This is a genomic window from Idiomarina sp. ST20R2A10 (assembly GCF_051842345.1).
Lineage (GTDB): Bacteria > Pseudomonadota > Gammaproteobacteria > Enterobacterales > Alteromonadaceae > Idiomarina > Idiomarina loihiensis.
Genome location: NZ_JBNIEY010000004.1, coordinates 126428 through 144229, shown reverse-complemented (window position 1 = coordinate 144229; position 17802 = coordinate 126428). Strand labels below are relative to the sequence as shown.

Sequence of the window (17802 nt, the reverse complement as noted above, 5' to 3'; positions counted from 1 at the left end):
CTTAACTGTTGCGTTGACGTTTCATCGATTCGAAGAATTCGTCATTGGTTTTGGTCATCTGCAGACGGTCAATCAGGAATTCCATGGCCTCAACTTCGCCCATTGGATGCATGATTTTGCGCAGGATCCACATTTTTTGCAGCTCGTCCGGCGTAGTCAGCAACTCTTCGCGACGCGTACCTGAACGGTTGAAGTCGATGGCAGGGAACACACGGCGTTCAGCCAACTTACGGTTCAGATGCAGCTCCATGTTACCGGTACCTTTAAACTCTTCGTAGATGACTTCATCCATTTTCGAGCCGGTATCAATAAGCGCGGTTGCAATAATGGTTAAACTACCGCCTTCTTCTACATTACGCGCAGCTCCAAAGAAACGCTTAGGTTTGTGCAATGCGTTAGCATCCACACCACCGGTTAACACTTTACCGGAGCTTGGAATAACGGTGTTATAAGCACGGGCAAGGCGAGTAATTGAGTCCAGCAAAATCACTACGTCTTTTTTGTGCTCAACCAGGCGCTTGGCTTTTTCAATAACCATTTCGGCCACCTGAACGTGACGGCTGGCAGGTTCATCAAAGGTTGAAGCAACCACTTCGCCATGTACAAGACGGTGCATTTCGGTGACTTCTTCCGGACGCTCATCAATCAACAGAACAATCAGTTCAGCATCAGGGTGATTCGCCGCAATAGAAGTTGCAATATTCTGCAATAGTAAGGTTTTACCCGCTTTTGGTGGCGCAACAATAAGACCACGCTGGCCTTTACCTATTGGCGCTGATAAGTCCAGTACCCGCGCAGTGATATCTTCTTTACTGCCATTGCCGCGTTCTAAGTGAAAACGCTCTTCCGCGTGTAGCGGCGTTAAGTTTTCAAATAAGATTTTATTGCGGGAGTTTTCAGGCTTGTCGAAGTTAACTTCGCGAATTTTCAGCAGGGCAAAATAACGTTCGCTGTCTTTCGGTGGGCGAATTTTCCCGCCAATTGTGTCACCCGTACGCAGGTTAAAGCGACGAATTTGGCTTGGCGAGACGTAAATGTCGTCCGGGCCAGCCAGGTAAGACGAGTCGGCTGAACGCAAGAAGCCAAAGCCATCCTGCAAAATTTCCAGCACACCACCGCCGTGAATGTCTTCACCGCTTTTAGCGTGAGCTTTTAAGATAGCAAAAATGATGTCTTGCTTACGTAGGCGGGCCATATTCTCAAGGCCCATTGAGTCCGCGAGCTGAACCAGCTCGTTTACGGGTTTATCTTTAAGTTCTGTTAGATTCATAGGAGGGTTTTCGAGTTATCGATTGAACACAAAGCCTTTTTTAATTTGACTCTAGAAAGTAAAACAATTGGAACATTCGGAATTCGCGAAGTGCGAAACCAGAAACAGACGTTTCATTTAAAAACAGGTTAACCGGTGGAGTTGGTGAACCCGTATGAACAGTTAATGAGCAGAAGTTATCACCAAAAAAGCGATTCGTCCAGTTTTCTCAACAAAAACGGCGCATAACACGCCGTTTTTTGACAATCATTAAATATGCTGGTCTAAAAACTCAGTCAATTGAGCACGTGATAATGCGCCCACTTTCGTTCCGACAACTTCGCCGCCTTTAAACAACAATAACGTTGGAATGCCACGAATATTGTACTTAGGTGGAGTTTGTTCATTATGGTCGACGTTCAGCTTACCAATAACTAATTTATCAGCGTACTCGCTGGCAATGTCATCAAGAATAGGCGCTACCATTTTACATGGTCCACACCACTCAGCCCAAAAGTCGACTAATACGGGTTTATCGGAATTTATGACATCAGCATCAAAACTGTCATCACTTAGCTGAACTATTACGTCACTCATGGTACTCTCCGCTACTTTCTTCGCGTGGAAATATTAGAATAGTATTATTTCTGTTTTTGAATACAAGCGCAAACTGATATGCTTATAACTTATGACTAAAAAACATCTTACAGAAACTCGCTTTGCTGATTTGGCGCTTCACCCCAAAATCCAGCAAGCAATATCCAGTGCCGGATTTGAGTATTGTACTCCAATTCAGGCGTTAAGTCTGCCCGTTGCTCTGTCTAACCGCGATGTTGCTGGTCAGGCTCAGACAGGTACAGGCAAAACCTTGGCATTTCTGCTGGCTACTTTCAACCGCTTAATGCAGAACGAATCGTCCGAAAAAACCGAATCGGGCCCACGCGCGCTGATTATGGCACCGACTCGGGAGCTCGCTATTCAGATAGCTCACGACGCGGATGCCCTCATTGAGCATTGCGGTTTGAAAATGGGCGTAATTTACGGCGGCGAAGGCTACGAAGGTCAAAAAGAACAACTGGCTGCACAACCAGACATACTGGTCGGCACCACGGGTCGTCTTATAGACTTTTATAAGCAGGATCTATTTAGCCTTAAAGATATTGAAGTTGTGGTGCTGGACGAAGCCGACCGCATGTTCGATCTGGGCTTTATTGATGACATTCGTTACCTGTTACAGAAAATGCCGGATCCATCCAAACGTCTGAATCTGCTGTTCTCTGCAACCTTGTCTTATCGTGTGCAGGAACTGGCGTACGAACACATGAATGCACCGACCAAGCTCGAAGTAGAACCGTTACAAAAAACGGCCACACGGGTAACTGAAGAACTGTTTTATCCTTCTAAACCCGAAAAGTTTCCGTTGCTACTGACATTAATAGAAGAAGACTGGCCGGATAAAGCCATTGTTTTCGCCAACACCAAGCACGGTTGCGAGAAAGTGCATGGCTGGCTGGTCGCGAACGAGCACCGTGCGGGTCTGTTAACCGGTGATGTTCCGCAGAAAAAGCGTTTACGCATTTTGGAAGACTTTGCCGAAGGAAAGCTCGACTTTTTAGTTGCTACCGATGTCGCAGCACGTGGTCTGCACATTCCTGAAGTAACCCATGTATATAATTTCGACTTACCGGATGACTGCGAAGACTACGTTCACCGTATAGGCCGCACAGGTCGCGCAGGCGCCAGTGGCGCTGCAATAAGCCTGGCGTGCGAAGAGTACGTATACAACTTACCGGCTATTGAAGACTATATTGGTCACACCATTCCGGTCACCAAATACGATGGCGATGCTTTGCTTTCTGATTTACGACGTCCGCGTCCAATTCAGCGCCGTCGTCGTCATAACTCAGGCGGAGGCAAGGGCAAACCTCGCGGCCGTCGCTCGGGACCTCCGCGCAACGCGTCATAATATGCCAGCCAAAAAGCGCAAACTTGCTGCCATCGACATGGGATCCAACAGTTTTCACCTGTTGATGGCAGAAGTTTCAATGACGGGGTTCTTTCCTAAGCCCCGGATTCTTTCCCAGCATAAGCAGAAAGTTCGTTTAGCCGACGGCTTGAACGACAATGACAGCATAGACGACGCTGCCATTTCCCGTGGCATAGATTGCCTTACTCTGTTTGCCGAAGAGCTTAAGCGCTTCCAGCCTTTTGCAGTAAAAGCGGTAGCAACTGCGGCGCTGCGCAAAGCCAATAATCAGAAAGAACTTCTTGCACGCTTTGAGTCGACATTAGGCTTCCCCATTGAAGTTATTACCGGAGAGAGTGAAGCTGAATTCATTTATGCCGGGGTTTGTAGTGCGTCACAATGCCGGGATAAAGTTCTGGTTATTGATATTGGTGGTGCCAGTACTGAGGTTGTAGCCGGTAATGGAACTCAGGCCAATGTGCTTCATAGTCTGGATATGGGCTGTGTGGTGTTTCAAAACCGTTTCTTTAAAGGTGGAGAAATTAACCCGGATAATGTAGAGCTGGCCATTCAGGCCGCTACCAAACTTATTAGGCCCTACATCGCTGATTATCAGCAGCATGGATGGCTACGAGTTCTTGGCGCCTCAGGTACTTTTCGTGCACTTACTGAAATAGCGACGGCAGAGAAACAACCGGGGCTTACTCAAATCTGGTTAAGTGAACTGATTCAGCGTTGTATCCGGCAGGGGCAAGTTGAGCGTCTGAATTTTGCCGGATTACGTGATGACCGCCGCACTGTTCTAATGGGCGGAATCACTATACTTTTGGCGGCACTGAAAGCACTTAGTGTGGACGATTTTCAGGTGACTACAGGCGCGTTACGCGAGGGGCTACTCGCGCAACTTGCCAATGAAATAACAGCTTAGCCTTTCTTCGTTGTCAGACGTTCAGCCACCGATTTTGCAAAGTAGGTAAGAATGCCGTCAGCACCTGCCCGCTTGAAACCCAGCAAACTTTCTTCAATAACGTCCTGACCCAGCCAGCCATTTTTAATGGCGGCCTGGAGCATGGCATATTCACCACTGACCTGGTACGCGAAAGTCGGCACGCCGAAGGTGTCTTTTGCGCGGCGCACAATGTCTAAATAAGGCATGCCCGGCTTCACCATCACCATGTCAGCGCCCTCTTGAATATCCAGTGCAATTTCCTGCAGAGCTTCGTCTGAATTAGCCGGGTCCATCTGATAGGTCTTTTTGTCAGCTCCCTTCAGATTGCCGGCAGAGCCGACCGCGTCGCGGAATGGGCCGTAAAACGCGCTGGCATATTTAGCCGAATACGCCATAATTTGAGTGTTGATAAAGCCTTCGGCTTCCAGTGCTGAACGAATAGCGCCAATACGCCCGTCCATCATGTCCGACGGAGCCACAACATCTACTCCGGCACGCGCGTGAGACACAGCCTGCTTTACCAGAACCTCAGTGGTAATGTCATTGACTACATACCCGCTGTTATCAAGAATGCCGTCCTGACCATGGATGGTAAAAGGATCCAAAGCAACATCGGTCATTACTCCTAGCTCCGGAAAGTCAGCTTTTATGGCTTTGACTGCTCGCTGAGCCAGACCGTTATCGTCATAAGCCGCCTCAGCCATCTCCGACTTAGCCGAAGCAGGAGTCACCGGGAATAAAGCGACCATAGGAATACCTAACTCAACCAACTGAGCGCACTCTTGCAACAACAGGTCAATGCTCACGCGGTCAACGCCGGGCATTGAACTGACCTGCTCACGCTGGTTCTCACCTTCGAGAACAAACATAGGATAAATTAAATCGTCCACACTTAACTGGTTTTCTGCCACCAGCCGTCGGCTAAAATCGTGGCGGCGTAAACGTCTTAGTCGTCTGCCCGGAAAAGTACCCTGATTTGTCATTCTTGACTCCTGATTGGTTACTGCACCGCTAATCTGTCACGGCCTTCATGTTTAGCCGCATATAGTGCGTCGTCTGCGGCTTTAAAAAGCTCATCTACATTATCAAAAATACGTACGCTGGTGGAGATCACCCCAATACTCAGCGTGATCTTAAGCAAACCGGCATCGGTTTTAAATTCGGTATTACGAACCTTTTCCAGTAACTGACTGGCAAAAGTTTCCGCCTCCTGAAGGTCGGTTTCCGGCAAGATAATGGCAAACTCTTCACCACCATAACGACAGACAATATCAGCGGCCCGTTTAGCGTGTTGCTGCATCAATTTTGCTAACTGTTGCAGGATCTGATCTCCGGCAAGATGACCATAGGTATCGTTAACTGGTTTAAAATGGTCGACGTCGACCATCAGTAATGCAAGCGGTAACTCGCGACGTAATGTACGCCGCAGTTCACGTTCCAGATGCTGTTGGAAATAACGGCGGTTATACAAACCGGTCAACGGATCTTCGGTATTCTTCTGTTCCAGCTCAGTGTTCACGTCCTGGAGCTCGCGCAGAGCGACTTGTAACTCAAACGTACGTTCATCCACGCTTTCTTCCAGCTCGCGGTTATGACGTTGCTCGGCCTGCAGCCGCTCTTTACGTTGCTCGCTGTAGCGTACGGCCAGAACCCAGGACAACAGCAGAATTTCAATACCTGAACCTATCATAATGGCATGACGCTGAATGAACATGCTGTCGATGATGCCCAGATACCCGAGAGAATTCACAACTACAGAAACGAGCAAGCTACACCAGGCTAAGGTGAAAATGCGGGCGTAAACAAAACCCTTACGCCACATATATACGCCCACAACCAGCAGGAATAAACAACCAGGTACAGCTAAACTCAACAACACATGAATGCTAACTCGATAGTTGGCAAAAATAGCAATTAGCAGACTCAAACCAGCAAGGAATGCCATCACCATTAACCCTCTGCCCCAAGTGTATCGATAACGTTTTAGTTCAAGGAGCTGATAAGCAAACAAGGCAGCGGTCAGAAAGGTTAGACTACCAAATATAGGAATTCCCTTATCCTGCAAATACAGAGAGTCAGGCCATAAATAATGAAAGCCAAGCCCTTCTAAAGACAGCATCAGTCCGGCAAAAAATAGGGTGTAAAGCGAATAGACACCAAATTCAGGCTCGCGCGACGCAATAAAACCAAAAAGATTATAAACCGCCATACAAAGCAGTACGCCAAAATAAACTCCTTCGGCAATACGACGGTTCATTTGCGTTTCGAAAAAACCAACTTCGGTACGCACGGCGATAGGCAAACGCATTGAACTTTGCGTATTGGTCTTGATATAGATTTCACCGCCGATGTCATTGGGCAAAGGAACCGCAAATTCTGACGTTGGTATTGGCCGCTCGTTGAAAGGCAAAGTGTCACCCAGCCGATAAGTTCTTACCCCTTCTGGCCTCACGATATAAATAGTCAACTCATCGAGCAAAGGGTAGGCAATATGCAAAATACGGTCGTAAGGCTTAGCCTCGAGTTTAAAGCGAAACCAGTATTCATCCGTGGTGTAACCAAAGGAAGCCCGGTCTGTATCCAGCTTACTCCAGTCAGTTGAAGGTAAGCTTTTTGCGGTTTCTAAGTCCAGCTTTTGCTGACTGTTAGTGTATTCAATTGACAGTTCTGGCTGGCTCTCAGGAAGTATTTGCGCCGCAGCAGTGGATGCAGAAAAAAGCAAAGCCACTAAAGCCAAGAATAGCCACTGCAATGCACTTACCCCGGAAGCTTTAGTCACTGTTCTCTCCCAGCCCGAAAAACCGTTCCGTATTCGCATAGGTCAGCTCGGCTAAATGCTGTACCGACACGTCAAGATAGTTGGCCAGAGCTTCTCCAATTACCGGTAAAAGCGCAGGCTCATTCATTTTAGGCCGCGGCTTCAGCCCCCGCGGTAATAAAAACGGTGCATCCGTTTCAAGTACCAGCCTGTTCAGAGGCAGGTACGGCAAAGCTGACACCAGTTCCTGGTTACGTCGCTCATCACACACCCAACCAGTAATGCCAAACCAATGGCCTCGCTCGGCATAACGGTTCAGCGCTTCAGCACCACCGGTAAAGCAATGCGTTAAGCAGGGCGTTGAGTCGTCACAATACTGGTTTAACAGCTCTATTTGACGATCGATTGCATCGCGTTCATGCAAATACAGTGGAAGGTTTAGCTCATTAGCCAGCTCAATTTGAGCAACGAACACCTCTTCCTGTGCCTCGCGGGGAGAGAAATTCCGGTTGAAATCCAGACCACATTCGCCAATAGCCACAACATAAGGCAACCCGGCCAATTCCCGTAACTGCTCTTTGTAATTTGCTGGCGCCTCGCCGGCGTCGTGTGGGTGAATACCCACGGTCATCAGCAACTTCTCAGGAAACTGCTGACACAATTTAACGGCTTGCTCAGCCTCTTCAATAGAGGTCGATATAATCAGCTGCTTTTTCACGTTGTCCTGCTCTGCACGAGCCATAACCCCGTCCAGATCGCTCAACAACCTTTTGTTGGTTAAATTCACTCCGGCATCAAACCACATCGTCGTCTTCCTGCTGAGTGGGTGTATACCAACGGCTAACTTGTAAACCTAACTCAAACAACAACCACATAGGTATTGCCAGTAAAGTTTGGGAAATAACATCGGGAGGGGTTAGCAACATACCAATAGCGAACGCACCAACAATAATGTAAGGCCGTTTTTTTGCTAATGATTCGCGGGTGCAGGTGCCGGTCCAAATCAACAGCATAATGGCAACCGGCGTTTCAAAGGCAATACCAAAGGCAACGAAAATCGCCAGAATAAAATCCAAATAACGGGAGATGTCGGTGGCAACAGTCACCCCCTCCGGTGCTGCGCTGCTGAAAAATGCCATAGCAAGAGGCAAAACCACAAAATAGGCAAAGGCGATACCGGCATAAAACAGCAACGTGCTGGTAGCCAAAAGCGGAATTACCAGGCGCTTTTCACGACCGTACAAGCCAGGTGCTATAAAGCCCCATATTTGCCACAGTAAATAGGGAACGGTAAGAGCCAACGCCACAACCAGAGTTAACTTAAAAGGTGTGAAAAAAGGTGCGGCAACGTCTGTGGCTATCATTTGCGAGCCAACCGGCATGTTCATCAGCAGCGGCTGTGCGACAAAATGGTATATGTCATTGGCAAAGTAAGCGAGCGCAGCGAACACAACCAGAATAACCAGCACCGAGCGTAATAGGCGGTTTCTGAGTTCCAGCAAGTGGTCTAATAAAGGGGAATCACTCATTACCTTTACCCACGTCAGTTCCGGGTTTTTCTTTCGGTTCAGAATCCTGCTTAGAGTATGGTCGCTGAACTTCTTCTGCTGCACTTCTTAATTCGACTAGCGAGCGTTGCAGTTCCGGACTTAAATTTTCAAGGTCCTGACTCTCGGCTTGCTTTAAGTGTTCGTGCAGCTCTTTTATACGCAGTTCGTGGTCAAGCTCATTCTGTACTTTCTGAGAGTACTGCTTGATACCCGATATGGTTCTCTGAAAGCCACGAATAGCTGACGGCAGGCGCTCGGGACCAAGCACCAGCAAGCCGACTATCGCAATCAGCAATAACTCCCAGAAACCAATATCGAACATTTAAGATTTCCCGGATTTATCCGAATCGGACTTATCGTCATGTTCTTCTTTGTGCTGCAAAGAGTCGTCTTTATCTTTGCTGTCATCTTCGTCGCCCATAGACTTTTTAAAGCCTTTTACCGCATTACCTAAGTCTGAACCCAGGCTACGCAGACGCTTGGTGCCAAATAGCAATACAACAATGACCAACAAGATGAGTAACTGCCAAGGTGATACACCCATGTTATTTCCTACCGTTTAAGTTAAACAAATTCACTATTCGTTGCTTTCGGACGAGTCCGCCAGGCCATAAGGCCAAGCACTGCCGTGACAATACCCGCGCCAATTGTCACTTCTGAAAGCTCAGTCTGGTTCCAGAGCAATGTCGTGCAAATTAAGCCGCTGCCGGTTAACACCGTCCAGAAAAGCGAGGTCGATGCTTGTCTTTGAGTTAGCAACTGCTGCTTGCGTAACTCCCGCTCACGCTCATCAATATTATGTTGTTGGCGAAGGTTTTCATACAGCATCATTGGCATTTCCGGCAGTTTTTCCGCCCAGTACGGCGCATTCTCTTTTACCGACCGTACAATTGCGCGCCAACCAAGCTGTTCCTTCATCCAACGCTCAAGAAAGGGTTTGGCGGTTTTCCATAAGTCCAGCTCCGGGTACAACTGACGCCCCAAACCTTCAATGTACAACAGGGTTTTCTGAAGTAATACCAGCTGCGGCTGTACTTCCATTTCAAATCGTCGCGCCGTATTAAATAAGTTAATCAATACATGACCGAATGAAATTTCCGCCAACGGCTTCTCAAAAATTGGCTCACAAACCGTTCTTATGGCTGACTCAAATTCTTCAATATTGGTGTGTTTGGGTACCCAGCCTGAATCAACGTGCAGCTCTGCCACTTTGCGGTAATCGCGATTAAAAAACGCCAAAAAATTTTCAGCTAAATAACGTTTGTCGTCGCGGTTCAAAGTTCCGACAATACCAAAATCAATACCGATGTAGCGCGGGTTCAATGGGTCATCTTTCGCCACAAAAATATTGCCTGGGTGCATATCGGCATGAAAAAAGCTGTCGCGGAACACCTGAGTAAAAAAGACTTCAACGCCCCGCTCAGCCAGTTTTTTCATATCTACGCCGCGGGCTTTCAGAGCGCCAATGTCGCTCACCGGAATGCCATCAATGCGCTCCATTACCATCACGTTACTGCGACTGTAGTCACTGTAAACCACCGGAATATAAAGCATGTCGGAGTTTTCGAAGTTGCGCTTCAGCTGTATCGCGTTACCGGCTTCGCGCATTAAGTCCAGCTCATCCAGCAGGGTTTTGCGATACTCTTTAACCACTTCTTTAGGCTTTAAGCGCCGCCCGTCGGGTAAATGGTGCGCAGCTACCGAGGCCAGGGTTTCCATCAATTCTAAATCCGCATTAATGGTCTCACGGATATCCGGACGAATAACTTTTATAACAATATCCGTTAGCTCACCGTCTCTGGTTTTCAGCTTTCCGGTGTGTACCTGAGCAATTGACGCTGAAGCTAAAGGCGTTGTGTCAAAATCCGCAAAACAGTCATTGATGCTCTGCAAGCCTAAGGACTTTTCGATAATACGCTGTGCGGCATGACCGTCGAAAGGAGGCACTTTGTCCTGCAGGCGTGCCAGTTCAATTGCAATATCAGGCGGTAATAAGTCGCGGCGGGTTGAGAGCATTTGCCCGAACTTGACCCACACCGGGCCCAGCTCTTCCAGTGCCAGTCTTAAACGCACACCGGCAGGCTTGTCTTTATGCTTATTAGGCAACCAGAAAAAAGCATGGCGGCCTAAACGGATAGTCCAGGGCAACCAACCCGCAGGGATAAGATCATCTAACCCGTAACTCAGTAGTGTTTTGGTGATTTTGTAAAAGCGGCGCGTCCGCATCATTAACCCTTCTTCTCACGACACTGGCGTTCAAGGCGCTCGATTTGAGCCCGCAGCTGTTGTAAATCGGTTTTAAACTGGTCAAATTCAGCTCTTACCGGTAATAATTTCTTCTCTTCGGTCAACACACCATGCACCCAGCGCTGCTGCTGTTGCCAATGTGTTTTTACCTTCTCGCGGCTGCGTCGCCACAGCTTACCCAGCCAGTAGGCAGGCGCATCACCAACGGTTTTCGCCAGTTCGGCTTCCCAGTCAACGTTCAACGACTTAAACAAGCTAACCACTTGTTGCGCCAGCATGGGGTCACCATCAATATCCAGTAAGTCCGCTTTTATCAGCCGCGTGAGGTTTGCGGTATCCTGCAACTCAGGCAGTACACCCATTTCTGTTGCAATACGGCAGTCTACTTCGCTGTCATCCGAGGTACTGAGCTGAACACCATGGGCATCAACACTCACAGTGACTTCAAAGGGCAGTTCCTTCAGATGAAAACGCAGGCGCTTACCGTCCAGCCGCTGCAAACGTTCCGCCGATTCCGGGTCACGGTGCAGCACATTGTTTGCTAACTTCTCGACCAACAAGATTGGAATAAGCGGTAATAAAGTCATCAGAACTTATACCCTCGGTGCAGGGCGACCACGCCACCCGTCATGTTCTGGTAGTCGACTTTTTCGTAACCGGCAGCTTCCATCATTGACTTCAGTGTTTCCTGATCCGGGTGCATACGGATAGATTCCGCTAAATACTGGTAACTGTCAGAATCGTTAGCAACAACCTGCCCCATTTTTGGCAAAATGTTGAACGAATAAAAGTCATACACCTGGTTCAAGGTAGCCGATACCGGCTTAGAAAATTCAAGAATTAATACCCGACCGCCAGGTTTCAGTACCCGCAGCATAGAGCGCAGAGCTTTGTCTTTGTCGGTGACATTACGCAGACCAAAAGCAATGGTAATAACATCAAAGGTATTGTCATCAAACGGCAGTTCTTCGGCATCCGCCTGTACGTAACGAACATTGCCAATAATGCCTCTGTCACGCAGCTTGTCACGACCTACTTTCAGCATAGCGTCGTTAATATCGGCCAGCACAACTTCGCCCTCAGCACCAACACGACGTGAGAACTGAGCCGTTAAGTCGCCGGTTCCGCCGGCAATATCCAATACCTTCATACCACGGCGAACACCACTGCAGTCAATGGTATAACGCTTCCATAAACGATGAATACCAAACGACATTAAGTCGTTCATAACATCGTATTTTGCCGCTACCGACTGAAAGACATCAGCGACCAGGTTTTTTTTCTGATTACGGGCGACTTTTTGGTACCCAAAATCAATGGATTCTTCGTTTTTATCGTTCATTCAACTATCCCGAACTGATTTTGTACTAGTGTACTTGATGATCACACCTGAGCATAGTGATCACGACGTGGTAACCAACGCTCAATTAGCGCTTCTGCGCTTTGCGGATAATGCTCTAATACGTGCTGAGCAATATTTTGGGCTTCTGGTATTAACGCTTCATCGCGCTCTAAGTCAGCCACTTTTAATTCAGCTAACCCAGTCTGCCGATGACCCAGCAATTCACCCGGCCCACGAATTTCGAGATCGCGCTGCGCAATCACGAAACCGTCATTACTTTCGCGTAAAACACCCAGCCGCTGTTGCGCGGTTTGCGACAACGGGCTGTGATACAGCAGTACGCAATGACTGGCTACCGAGCCCCGGCCAACCCGACCACGTAATTGGTGAAGCTGTGCTAAACCTAATCGCTCCGGGTTTTCAATGATCATCAGCGAGGCATTAGGAACATCTACTCCAACCTCTATGACCGTCGTTGCGACCAATAAGTCAATATCACCCGCTTTAAACGCCTGCATGACCTGTTCTTTCTGCTCATGTTTAAGCCGGCCATGCACCAGGCCAATACTCAAGCCCGGCAGCTGCTCCTGCAAGTCGTTGGCGGTGTCTTCTGCCGCCTGACATTCAAGTACATCGGACTCTTCAATAAGGGTACAGACCCAATACGCCTGACGGCCTTCAGTGGCACAGACCTCACGCACTCGCTCCACTATTTGCTCGCGCCGGGTGTCCGGAATGGCGACAGTGGTAACCGGTGTGCGACCCGGTGGAAGTTCATCAATGACCGAGGTGGCAAGGTCAGCATAGGCTGTCATAGCCAAAGTTCGCGGGATAGGTGTTGCAGTCATAATTAACTGGTGAGGATGCACACCCGCCTGAACGCCTTTTTCCCGTAATTGTAACCGCTGGTGCACACCAAAACGGTGCTGTTCGTCAATAATAACCAATGCCAGACGCTGATATTCAACATCCGCCTGAAACAACGCATGGGTGCCAACCAGTAGATGGATATCCCCTTGCTTTAACTGCGCCAGTAACTCCCGACGGGACTTACCTTTGGATTTGCCACTTAACCAGCCCACGTTGATTCCTAAAGGCATCAACCACTGACTGAAAGTAATGGCGTGCTGCTCAGACAAAAGCTCGGTCGGCGCCATTAAAGCCACCTGGTATCCGGCTTCAATGGCTGCCAGAGCACTGAGCGCAGCAACCAGAGTTTTGCCTGAGCCGACATCCCCCTGCACCAGCCGCATCATTGGCTGACCTTGCGCCATATCGCTGGTAATTTCTTTCACCACTCTTGCCTGCGCGCCAGTGGGTGAAAACGGTAACTGCTTTAAAAATGCCTCTTGTAACGAACCGTTGCCTTTTATAGTAAAGCCCGCCTGAGCCTGTCGAGCCTGACGTAACTGCAGCAAACTTAACTGATGCGCAATAAGTTCTTCTGATGCCAGTCGCTGCTGCGCGGGATGCTGGCCTTGTTCCAACTGCGTCAGAGGAACATCTACCGGTGGCCTGTGCAGGGTTAAAATAGCCTGCTCCAGAGAAAGTTGATGGGGCCTTAAATTTTCAGGCAACAGTTCAGGTAAAGAACCGGGCTGAAGATAGGTCAGTGCCTGCCCAATGATCTTACGCAAAATTCCCTGAGTCACACCTTCTGTCATTGGGTAGACTGGTGTCAGGGTTTCCTGCATATTCAATGGCTCACCGGCTTTGATCACCCGGTATTCCGGGTGGATCATCTCCCAGCCGGTCATGCCGCGGCGCACTTCGCCAAAGGCTAATAGCTGCGTGCCTTGAGCAAATTGCTTTAACTGAGCCGCGCTAAATTGAAAAAAGCGCAGACTGATACTGCCGGTTTCGTCGCTGGCCTGACAAATCAGCATACGCTTACGACCGTACTTGATATCGGCGTGCCGCACCGTGACCAGAACATTGGTAGCCACACCTGCACGTAAGTTTGCAACGTCGGTCACTTGGGTACGATCTTCGTATCGCAGCGGCAGATGCAACAGTGCATCACTGACAGAGGCTAAGCCCAGCTTGCGCAGCTTAACCGCAACCTTTTCGCCCACACCTTTAAGTGCCGTCAGTGGAATGTGCTGCAGTCCTTTTACCGCCACCTTTGCTCCTTATCTTGCGCGCATCGCCAGCCACCAGGCTTCATCAGCGACAATTTGTCCATTTTCATCCAACTCCGGATAAGGCATATTCTTACGTTTACAAGCCTTGGCATAAATTGGATGACCACCTTCAAATAACACCCTGTGCCGCTCTTCGGCGCTGATATGTGTTTTATCGTACAAGCCAGCCTGCTCTCGTTGTCGCTGCGCTTCATACAGCATCACCGCGCCAGCAACAGAGACATTCAGTGACTGTACCATGCCTACCATAGGAATCATTACGTGATGATCAGCAATATCCAAAGCTTCATCGGTTACACCGTATTTTTCCTGCCCCAGCAGAATAGCCGTTGGTTTGGTGTAATCCACTTCACGAAAATCCACCGAATGTTCCGAAAGGTGAGTCACTACAACTTGCATGCCCCGACCTTGAGTTGCCTCAAGAGCTTCACTAACGGTTTTATGATTATGAATTTTCACCCAGTTTTGACTGCCAAGCGCAGTACCACCCGACAAACGCGCCTTTTTGGTCAGCCATATGGCGTGCATTTCATGCACGCCTATCGCATCTGCTGAGCGAACCACCGCAGACAAGTTATGGTTTTTATGCACGTTCTCCATGACAACAGTCAGGTCTGGCTGGCGTTTGTCCAACATTTGGTTAATTCGTTGATATCGTTCAGGACTCATTGCTTTTTTAAGAAAATAGGACTAGATATAAGCAGTATACCCGAGAGATTCGGTCAGAACTAACCCTATGCTTCACTCAGGATAATAAGAATAACAATGTCGTACTCCTACATTGCGCGGCAACCTATTTTAACCAGAGACCAAAAAGTTTTTGGTTACGAACTGCTGTTCCGCAACAGCACTGAAAACAGTTTTCCGAATATTGACCCTAACGAGGCCACCTCCAAACTGCTTTTGCAGCAACATTTACTGGGCGACATTCAGACGCTTTGTATGGGTAAGCAGGCGTTTATCAATTTTCATGCCCGCTCTTTGCTAAATGACTTCCCTTCCTTTCTCAACGCCCGCACCGTGTGGGTAGAGCTACTGGAAACCGTGGGGGTTGATGCCCCTTTGTTAGAAGCATGTAGCGCCACTCGTGCAAAAGGTTATCGGATTGCATTGGATGATCACGATTTTGCCGGGCAATGGGAGCCTCTCATTCCCATGATCAACATGGTAAAAGTTGATATCCAGGAGCAAGGTTTAGAGCTCGACGAAAAAATTCGCTTCTTCAAAGAAAAGGGCGTTCCACTGCTCGCGGAGCGGGTTGAAACCCGAGACGAGTTCGAACGTTGTTTAGAGCTAGGCTTTGATTATTTTCAGGGTTTTTTCTTCGAAAAACCGCAAATAGTCCAGCAAAAATCTCTCGCGCCTAATCGCATTAGTATGCTGACACTGTTGTCTGAAGCGCATAAAAAGGAACTCGACTTAGATACCATACGACAAGCCATTGAGCAGGACTTATCACTCACTTACAGCTTGCTTAAACTGGTCAACAGCGCTTTATACGGCGGTCGAAGGAAGATTGAAAACATTCAGCATGCTCTGGTTTATTTGGGTACTACCGAAATTCGCCGTTTTATCACTCTGATTGTTTTAGCTAATGTGTCAGCAGGGCAGCCTGAAGAGTTGACCATTAAATCGGTCACCCGAGCGCGCTTTATGGAATTGGTTACGGTTGAAATTCTTAACGAAAAGCACCGTTCCAGTGCTTTTTTAACAGGCATGCTGTCATTACTGGATATCATTTTGGGCGTATCTATGCAGGAGGTGCTTAGACAGCTTCCGTTGTCTTCAGAAATTACAAAAGCATTGAAAAACCGCGAGGGTGTATGGGGGTATCTGCTGCAAATGACCGAGCTTTATGAGCGCGGCGAGTGGAAAGCTCTGGATAAGCACCCGCTAAAACAAAAATTGAACGGCACCGATATTGGCCAGCTTTATATCGATGCCAGCCAGTGGTGCCGTTTAGCCCTATTCTAAATGCCCTAGCTCATCCGTTTACGAGATACTTCATAGATATCCGTACGACGATCCTTTTTATTGGTCACTGAACCTTCATGGTGCAAATAACGCAGCTCATCCAGATTTAAGTCTGAGAACATTAGCATTTCCGTGTTCGGCGTGGTCTCCGACATGATCGCGTCATGCGGGAAGGCGAAATCCGAAGGAGAGAATACTGCCGACTGCGCATATTGCACATCCAGACTTTCCACTTCAGGCAAGTTGCCCACGCTACCGCAAATCACCACATAACACTCGTTCTCTACCGCACGGGCCTGAGCGCAATGTCGTACACGCAGGTAGGCGTTACGGGTATCGGTCCAGAACGGTACAAACAGAATTTCTAATCCTTCGTCCGCCATTATGCGGCCCAGTTCAGGGAACTCCACGTCATAGCAAATTAAAATGCCAATGCGTCCGGCGTCGGTATCGAACACTTTAACTTCGTTGCCGCCTTCAATGACCCAGTCGCGCTTTTCGTGCGGGGTAATATGCAATTTGTACTGCTCTTCTACCGAGCCATCGCGACGACACAAATACGAGACGTTATAAATACTATCTCCGTCCTGCACCGGCATCGACCCGGTAATAATATTGACGTTATAGCTGACTGCCATTTGCGACATTTCACGCTTAAACAGATCGGTGTACCCAGCCAGAAAACGAATTGCGTCCATTTGCTGACTCTGGTCAGTTAGCCCCATTAACGGCGCATTGAAAAACTCCGGAAAGACGGCAAAGTCGCTTTGATAACCCGACAGCGCATCAACAAAGTACTCCACCTGCTTCAGCAACTCTTCTACCGACTCCACCGAGCGCATTTGCCACTGCACCGCGCCTACACGGACGTTCTGAATACGAGTTGTCAGAATATTGTCTGAAGGCTCGTACAGGAAGTTATTCCACTCCAGCAATGTGGCAAAGCCGCGTGACTTTTTATCCTCCGGAAGATACTTACCCAACAGGCGCTTTACGCTAAAGTCATTCGCCAGCTGAAAGGTCAGAATGGGGTCATAAATTTCACGCCGCTGCACTTTGTCCAGATACTGACTTGGCGTCAGCTCATTTGCATATTTGTGGTAATTGACAATACGACCACCAGCCAGAATGGCGCGCAGATTGGCCTGCCGGCACAACTCTTTACGTGCGTCGTACAAGCGACGCCCCAGACGATAACCGCGATACTCCGGATGAATTAAGACATCCAGCCCATAAAGCGCGTCACCTTTTTTATTGTTAAGAATGGCCTCTCTGTGGCCAATTAAATCGTCATAGGCGTGAGGGTTGGAAAACTTGGTGTAGGCCACCTTAACCGTTAAGGCGACACCAACAATGCGGCCATTATCCTCCAGACAAAACTGACCTTCAGAAAAATCCTTTATCAGCTTTTCTATGGTGAACTGGCTCCAGGAGCCACCTATGTCTGTGTAGACAGCATCCATTAATTCTTTTAACTGTTCGTAATCTTCCAGCCGCAAATTTCGTATTTGCAAATGCAGTTCATCGGGGCTCATTATCTTTATCCTGATCTAAAACAACTTTACCGACAGTCTACACGTAATTGGAATAAGGTTGCATCAGGATAATTAGCTGTATAAACTT

At 48.4% G+C, this 17802-nt stretch carries 17 protein-coding genes; 3 read left to right on the top strand and 14 right to left on the bottom strand.

Going from position 1 to position 17802, the window contains the following annotated elements; translation table 11 throughout:
* Position 1 precedes the first annotated feature (1 nt).
* Both rho and trxA read right to left on the bottom strand, forming a co-directional pair.
* Entirely contained in the window at positions 2–1270 is a 1269-nt protein-coding gene (gene rho, locus ACP7H9_RS08090) for a transcription termination factor Rho (RefSeq protein WP_011235587.1), read from the bottom strand.
* Positions 1271–1519: 249 nt separating this feature from the next.
* Positions 1520–1846, bottom strand: a complete 327-nt coding sequence (gene trxA, locus ACP7H9_RS08085) for a thioredoxin TrxA (RefSeq protein ID WP_011235588.1) — start codon at positions 1844–1846, stop codon at positions 1520–1522.
* Between the two features lie 91 nt (positions 1847–1937).
* Here trxA and rhlB point away from each other — a divergent pair, with 91 nt between their 5' ends.
* Positions 1938–3215 carry an ATP-dependent RNA helicase RhlB gene (gene rhlB / locus ACP7H9_RS08080; protein WP_011235589.1) on the top strand — a complete coding sequence of 426 codons (1278 nt, stop codon included), beginning with the start codon at positions 1938–1940 and terminating at the stop codon, positions 3213–3215.
* 1 nt (position 3216) lies between these two features.
* Positions 3217–4143, top strand: coding sequence for a Ppx/GppA phosphatase family protein (locus tag ACP7H9_RS08075; RefSeq protein WP_439222554.1), 927 nt, complete (start codon positions 3217–3219; stop codon positions 4141–4143).
* Here ACP7H9_RS08075 and hemB read toward each other — a convergent pair.
* The 11 genes from hemB to trmH are packed head-to-tail and all read right to left on the bottom strand — an operon-like array spanning position 4140 to position 14874.
* On the bottom strand, positions 4140–5147 hold the full coding sequence (gene hemB, locus ACP7H9_RS08070; RefSeq protein WP_439222553.1) for a porphobilinogen synthase: 1008 nt from the start codon (positions 5145–5147) through the stop codon (positions 4140–4142). The genes ACP7H9_RS08075 and hemB overlap by 4 nt on opposite strands.
* Before the next feature lie 17 nt (positions 5148–5164).
* Positions 5165–6943: a sensor domain-containing diguanylate cyclase gene (locus ACP7H9_RS08065; RefSeq protein WP_439222552.1), complete on the bottom strand. Its 1779-nt coding sequence runs from the start codon at positions 6941–6943 to the stop codon at positions 5165–5167.
* Positions 6936–7727, bottom strand: coding sequence for a TatD family hydrolase (locus tag ACP7H9_RS08060; RefSeq protein ID WP_417438986.1), 792 nt, complete (start codon positions 7725–7727; stop codon positions 6936–6938). Before ACP7H9_RS08060 ends, ACP7H9_RS08065 begins: the two co-directional genes overlap by 8 nt.
* Positions 7717–8451, bottom strand: coding sequence for a twin-arginine translocase subunit TatC (gene tatC, locus ACP7H9_RS08055; RefSeq protein WP_153850111.1), 735 nt, complete (start codon positions 8449–8451; stop codon positions 7717–7719). Before tatC ends, ACP7H9_RS08060 begins: the two co-directional genes overlap by 11 nt.
* Complete coding sequence (gene tatB / locus ACP7H9_RS08050; RefSeq protein WP_153850112.1) at positions 8444–8794, bottom strand: Sec-independent protein translocase protein TatB; 351 nt, start codon at positions 8792–8794, stop codon at positions 8444–8446. The genes tatC and tatB overlap by 8 nt, the downstream gene beginning before the upstream one ends.
* On the bottom strand, positions 8795–9016 hold the full coding sequence (gene tatA / locus ACP7H9_RS08045; RefSeq protein WP_153850113.1) for a twin-arginine translocase TatA/TatE family subunit: 222 nt from the start codon (positions 9014–9016) through the stop codon (positions 8795–8797). It abuts the gene before it with no gap.
* A 20-nt stretch (positions 9017–9036) separates the two neighbouring features.
* Positions 9037–10698, bottom strand: coding sequence for a ubiquinone biosynthesis regulatory protein kinase UbiB (ubiB, locus tag ACP7H9_RS08040; RefSeq protein ID WP_194928054.1), 1662 nt, complete (start codon positions 10696–10698; stop codon positions 9037–9039).
* A 2-nt stretch (positions 10699–10700) separates the two neighbouring features.
* Complete coding sequence (locus ACP7H9_RS08035; protein ID WP_439222551.1) at positions 10701–11306, bottom strand: ubiquinone biosynthesis accessory factor UbiJ; 606 nt, start codon at positions 11304–11306, stop codon at positions 10701–10703.
* Positions 11306–12061: a bifunctional demethylmenaquinone methyltransferase/2-methoxy-6-polyprenyl-1,4-benzoquinol methylase UbiE gene (gene ubiE / locus ACP7H9_RS08030; protein ID WP_011235599.1), complete on the bottom strand. Its 756-nt coding sequence runs from the start codon at positions 12059–12061 to the stop codon at positions 11306–11308. The genes ACP7H9_RS08035 and ubiE overlap by 1 nt, the downstream gene beginning before the upstream one ends.
* A 41-nt stretch (positions 12062–12102) precedes the next feature.
* Positions 12103–14184, bottom strand: coding sequence for an ATP-dependent DNA helicase RecG (gene recG / locus ACP7H9_RS08025; RefSeq protein ID WP_439222550.1), 2082 nt, complete (start codon positions 14182–14184; stop codon positions 12103–12105).
* A gap of 9 nt (positions 14185–14193) precedes the next feature.
* Positions 14194–14874: a tRNA (guanosine(18)-2'-O)-methyltransferase TrmH gene (gene trmH / locus ACP7H9_RS08020; protein ID WP_439222549.1), complete on the bottom strand. Its 681-nt coding sequence runs from the start codon at positions 14872–14874 to the stop codon at positions 14194–14196.
* Positions 14875–14970: 96 nt separating this feature from the next.
* Here trmH and ACP7H9_RS08015 point away from each other — a divergent pair, with 96 nt between their 5' ends.
* A complete protein-coding gene (locus ACP7H9_RS08015; protein WP_439222548.1) occupies positions 14971–16179 on the top strand; it encodes an EAL and HDOD domain-containing protein in 1209 nt (402 codons plus the stop codon).
* Between the two features lie 5 nt (positions 16180–16184).
* On the opposite strand, the gene ACP7H9_RS08010 is transcribed toward ACP7H9_RS08015, so the two are convergent.
* Positions 16185–17714 carry a bifunctional GNAT family N-acetyltransferase/carbon-nitrogen hydrolase family protein gene (locus tag ACP7H9_RS08010; protein WP_011235603.1) on the bottom strand — a complete coding sequence of 510 codons (1530 nt, stop codon included), beginning with the start codon at positions 17712–17714 and terminating at the stop codon, positions 16185–16187.
* Positions 17715–17802: the final 88 nt, after the last annotated feature.

Coding starts and splice junctions, on each gene's coding strand:
- hemB (WP_439222553.1), bottom strand. CDS start 5,147: ATGACAAATCAGGGTACTTTTCCGGGCAGACGACTAAGACGTTTACGC.
- ACP7H9_RS08060 (WP_417438986.1), bottom strand. CDS start 7,727: ATGTGGTTTGATGCCGGAGTGAATTTAACCAACAAAAGGTTGTTGAGC.
- ACP7H9_RS08010 (WP_011235603.1), bottom strand. CDS start 17,714: ATGAGCCCCGATGAACTGCATTTGCAAATACGAAATTTGCGGCTGGAA.
- ubiB (WP_194928054.1), bottom strand. CDS start 10,698: ATGCGGACGCGCCGCTTTTACAAAATCACCAAAACACTACTGAGTTAC.
- ACP7H9_RS08015 (WP_439222548.1), top strand. CDS start 14,971: ATGTCGTACTCCTACATTGCGCGGCAACCTATTTTAACCAGAGACCAA.
- tatB (WP_153850112.1), bottom strand. CDS start 8,794: ATGTTCGATATTGGTTTCTGGGAGTTATTGCTGATTGCGATAGTCGGC.
- ACP7H9_RS08075 (WP_439222554.1), top strand. CDS start 3,217: ATGCCAGCCAAAAAGCGCAAACTTGCTGCCATCGACATGGGATCCAAC.
- rho (WP_011235587.1), bottom strand. CDS start 1,270: ATGAATCTAACAGAACTTAAAGATAAACCCGTAAACGAGCTGGTTCAG.
- tatC (WP_153850111.1), bottom strand. CDS start 8,451: ATGAGTGATTCCCCTTTATTAGACCACTTGCTGGAACTCAGAAACCGC.
- tatA (WP_153850113.1), bottom strand. CDS start 9,016: ATGGGTGTATCACCTTGGCAGTTACTCATCTTGTTGGTCATTGTTGTA.
- trxA (WP_011235588.1), bottom strand. CDS start 1,846: ATGAGTGACGTAATAGTTCAGCTAAGTGATGACAGTTTTGATGCTGAT.
- trmH (WP_439222549.1), bottom strand. CDS start 14,874: ATGAGTCCTGAACGATATCAACGAATTAACCAAATGTTGGACAAACGC.
- ACP7H9_RS08035 (WP_439222551.1), bottom strand. CDS start 11,306: ATGACTTTATTACCGCTTATTCCAATCTTGTTGGTCGAGAAGTTAGCA.
- rhlB (WP_011235589.1), top strand. CDS start 1,938: ATGACTAAAAAACATCTTACAGAAACTCGCTTTGCTGATTTGGCGCTT.
- ubiE (WP_011235599.1), bottom strand. CDS start 12,061: ATGAACGATAAAAACGAAGAATCCATTGATTTTGGGTACCAAAAAGTC.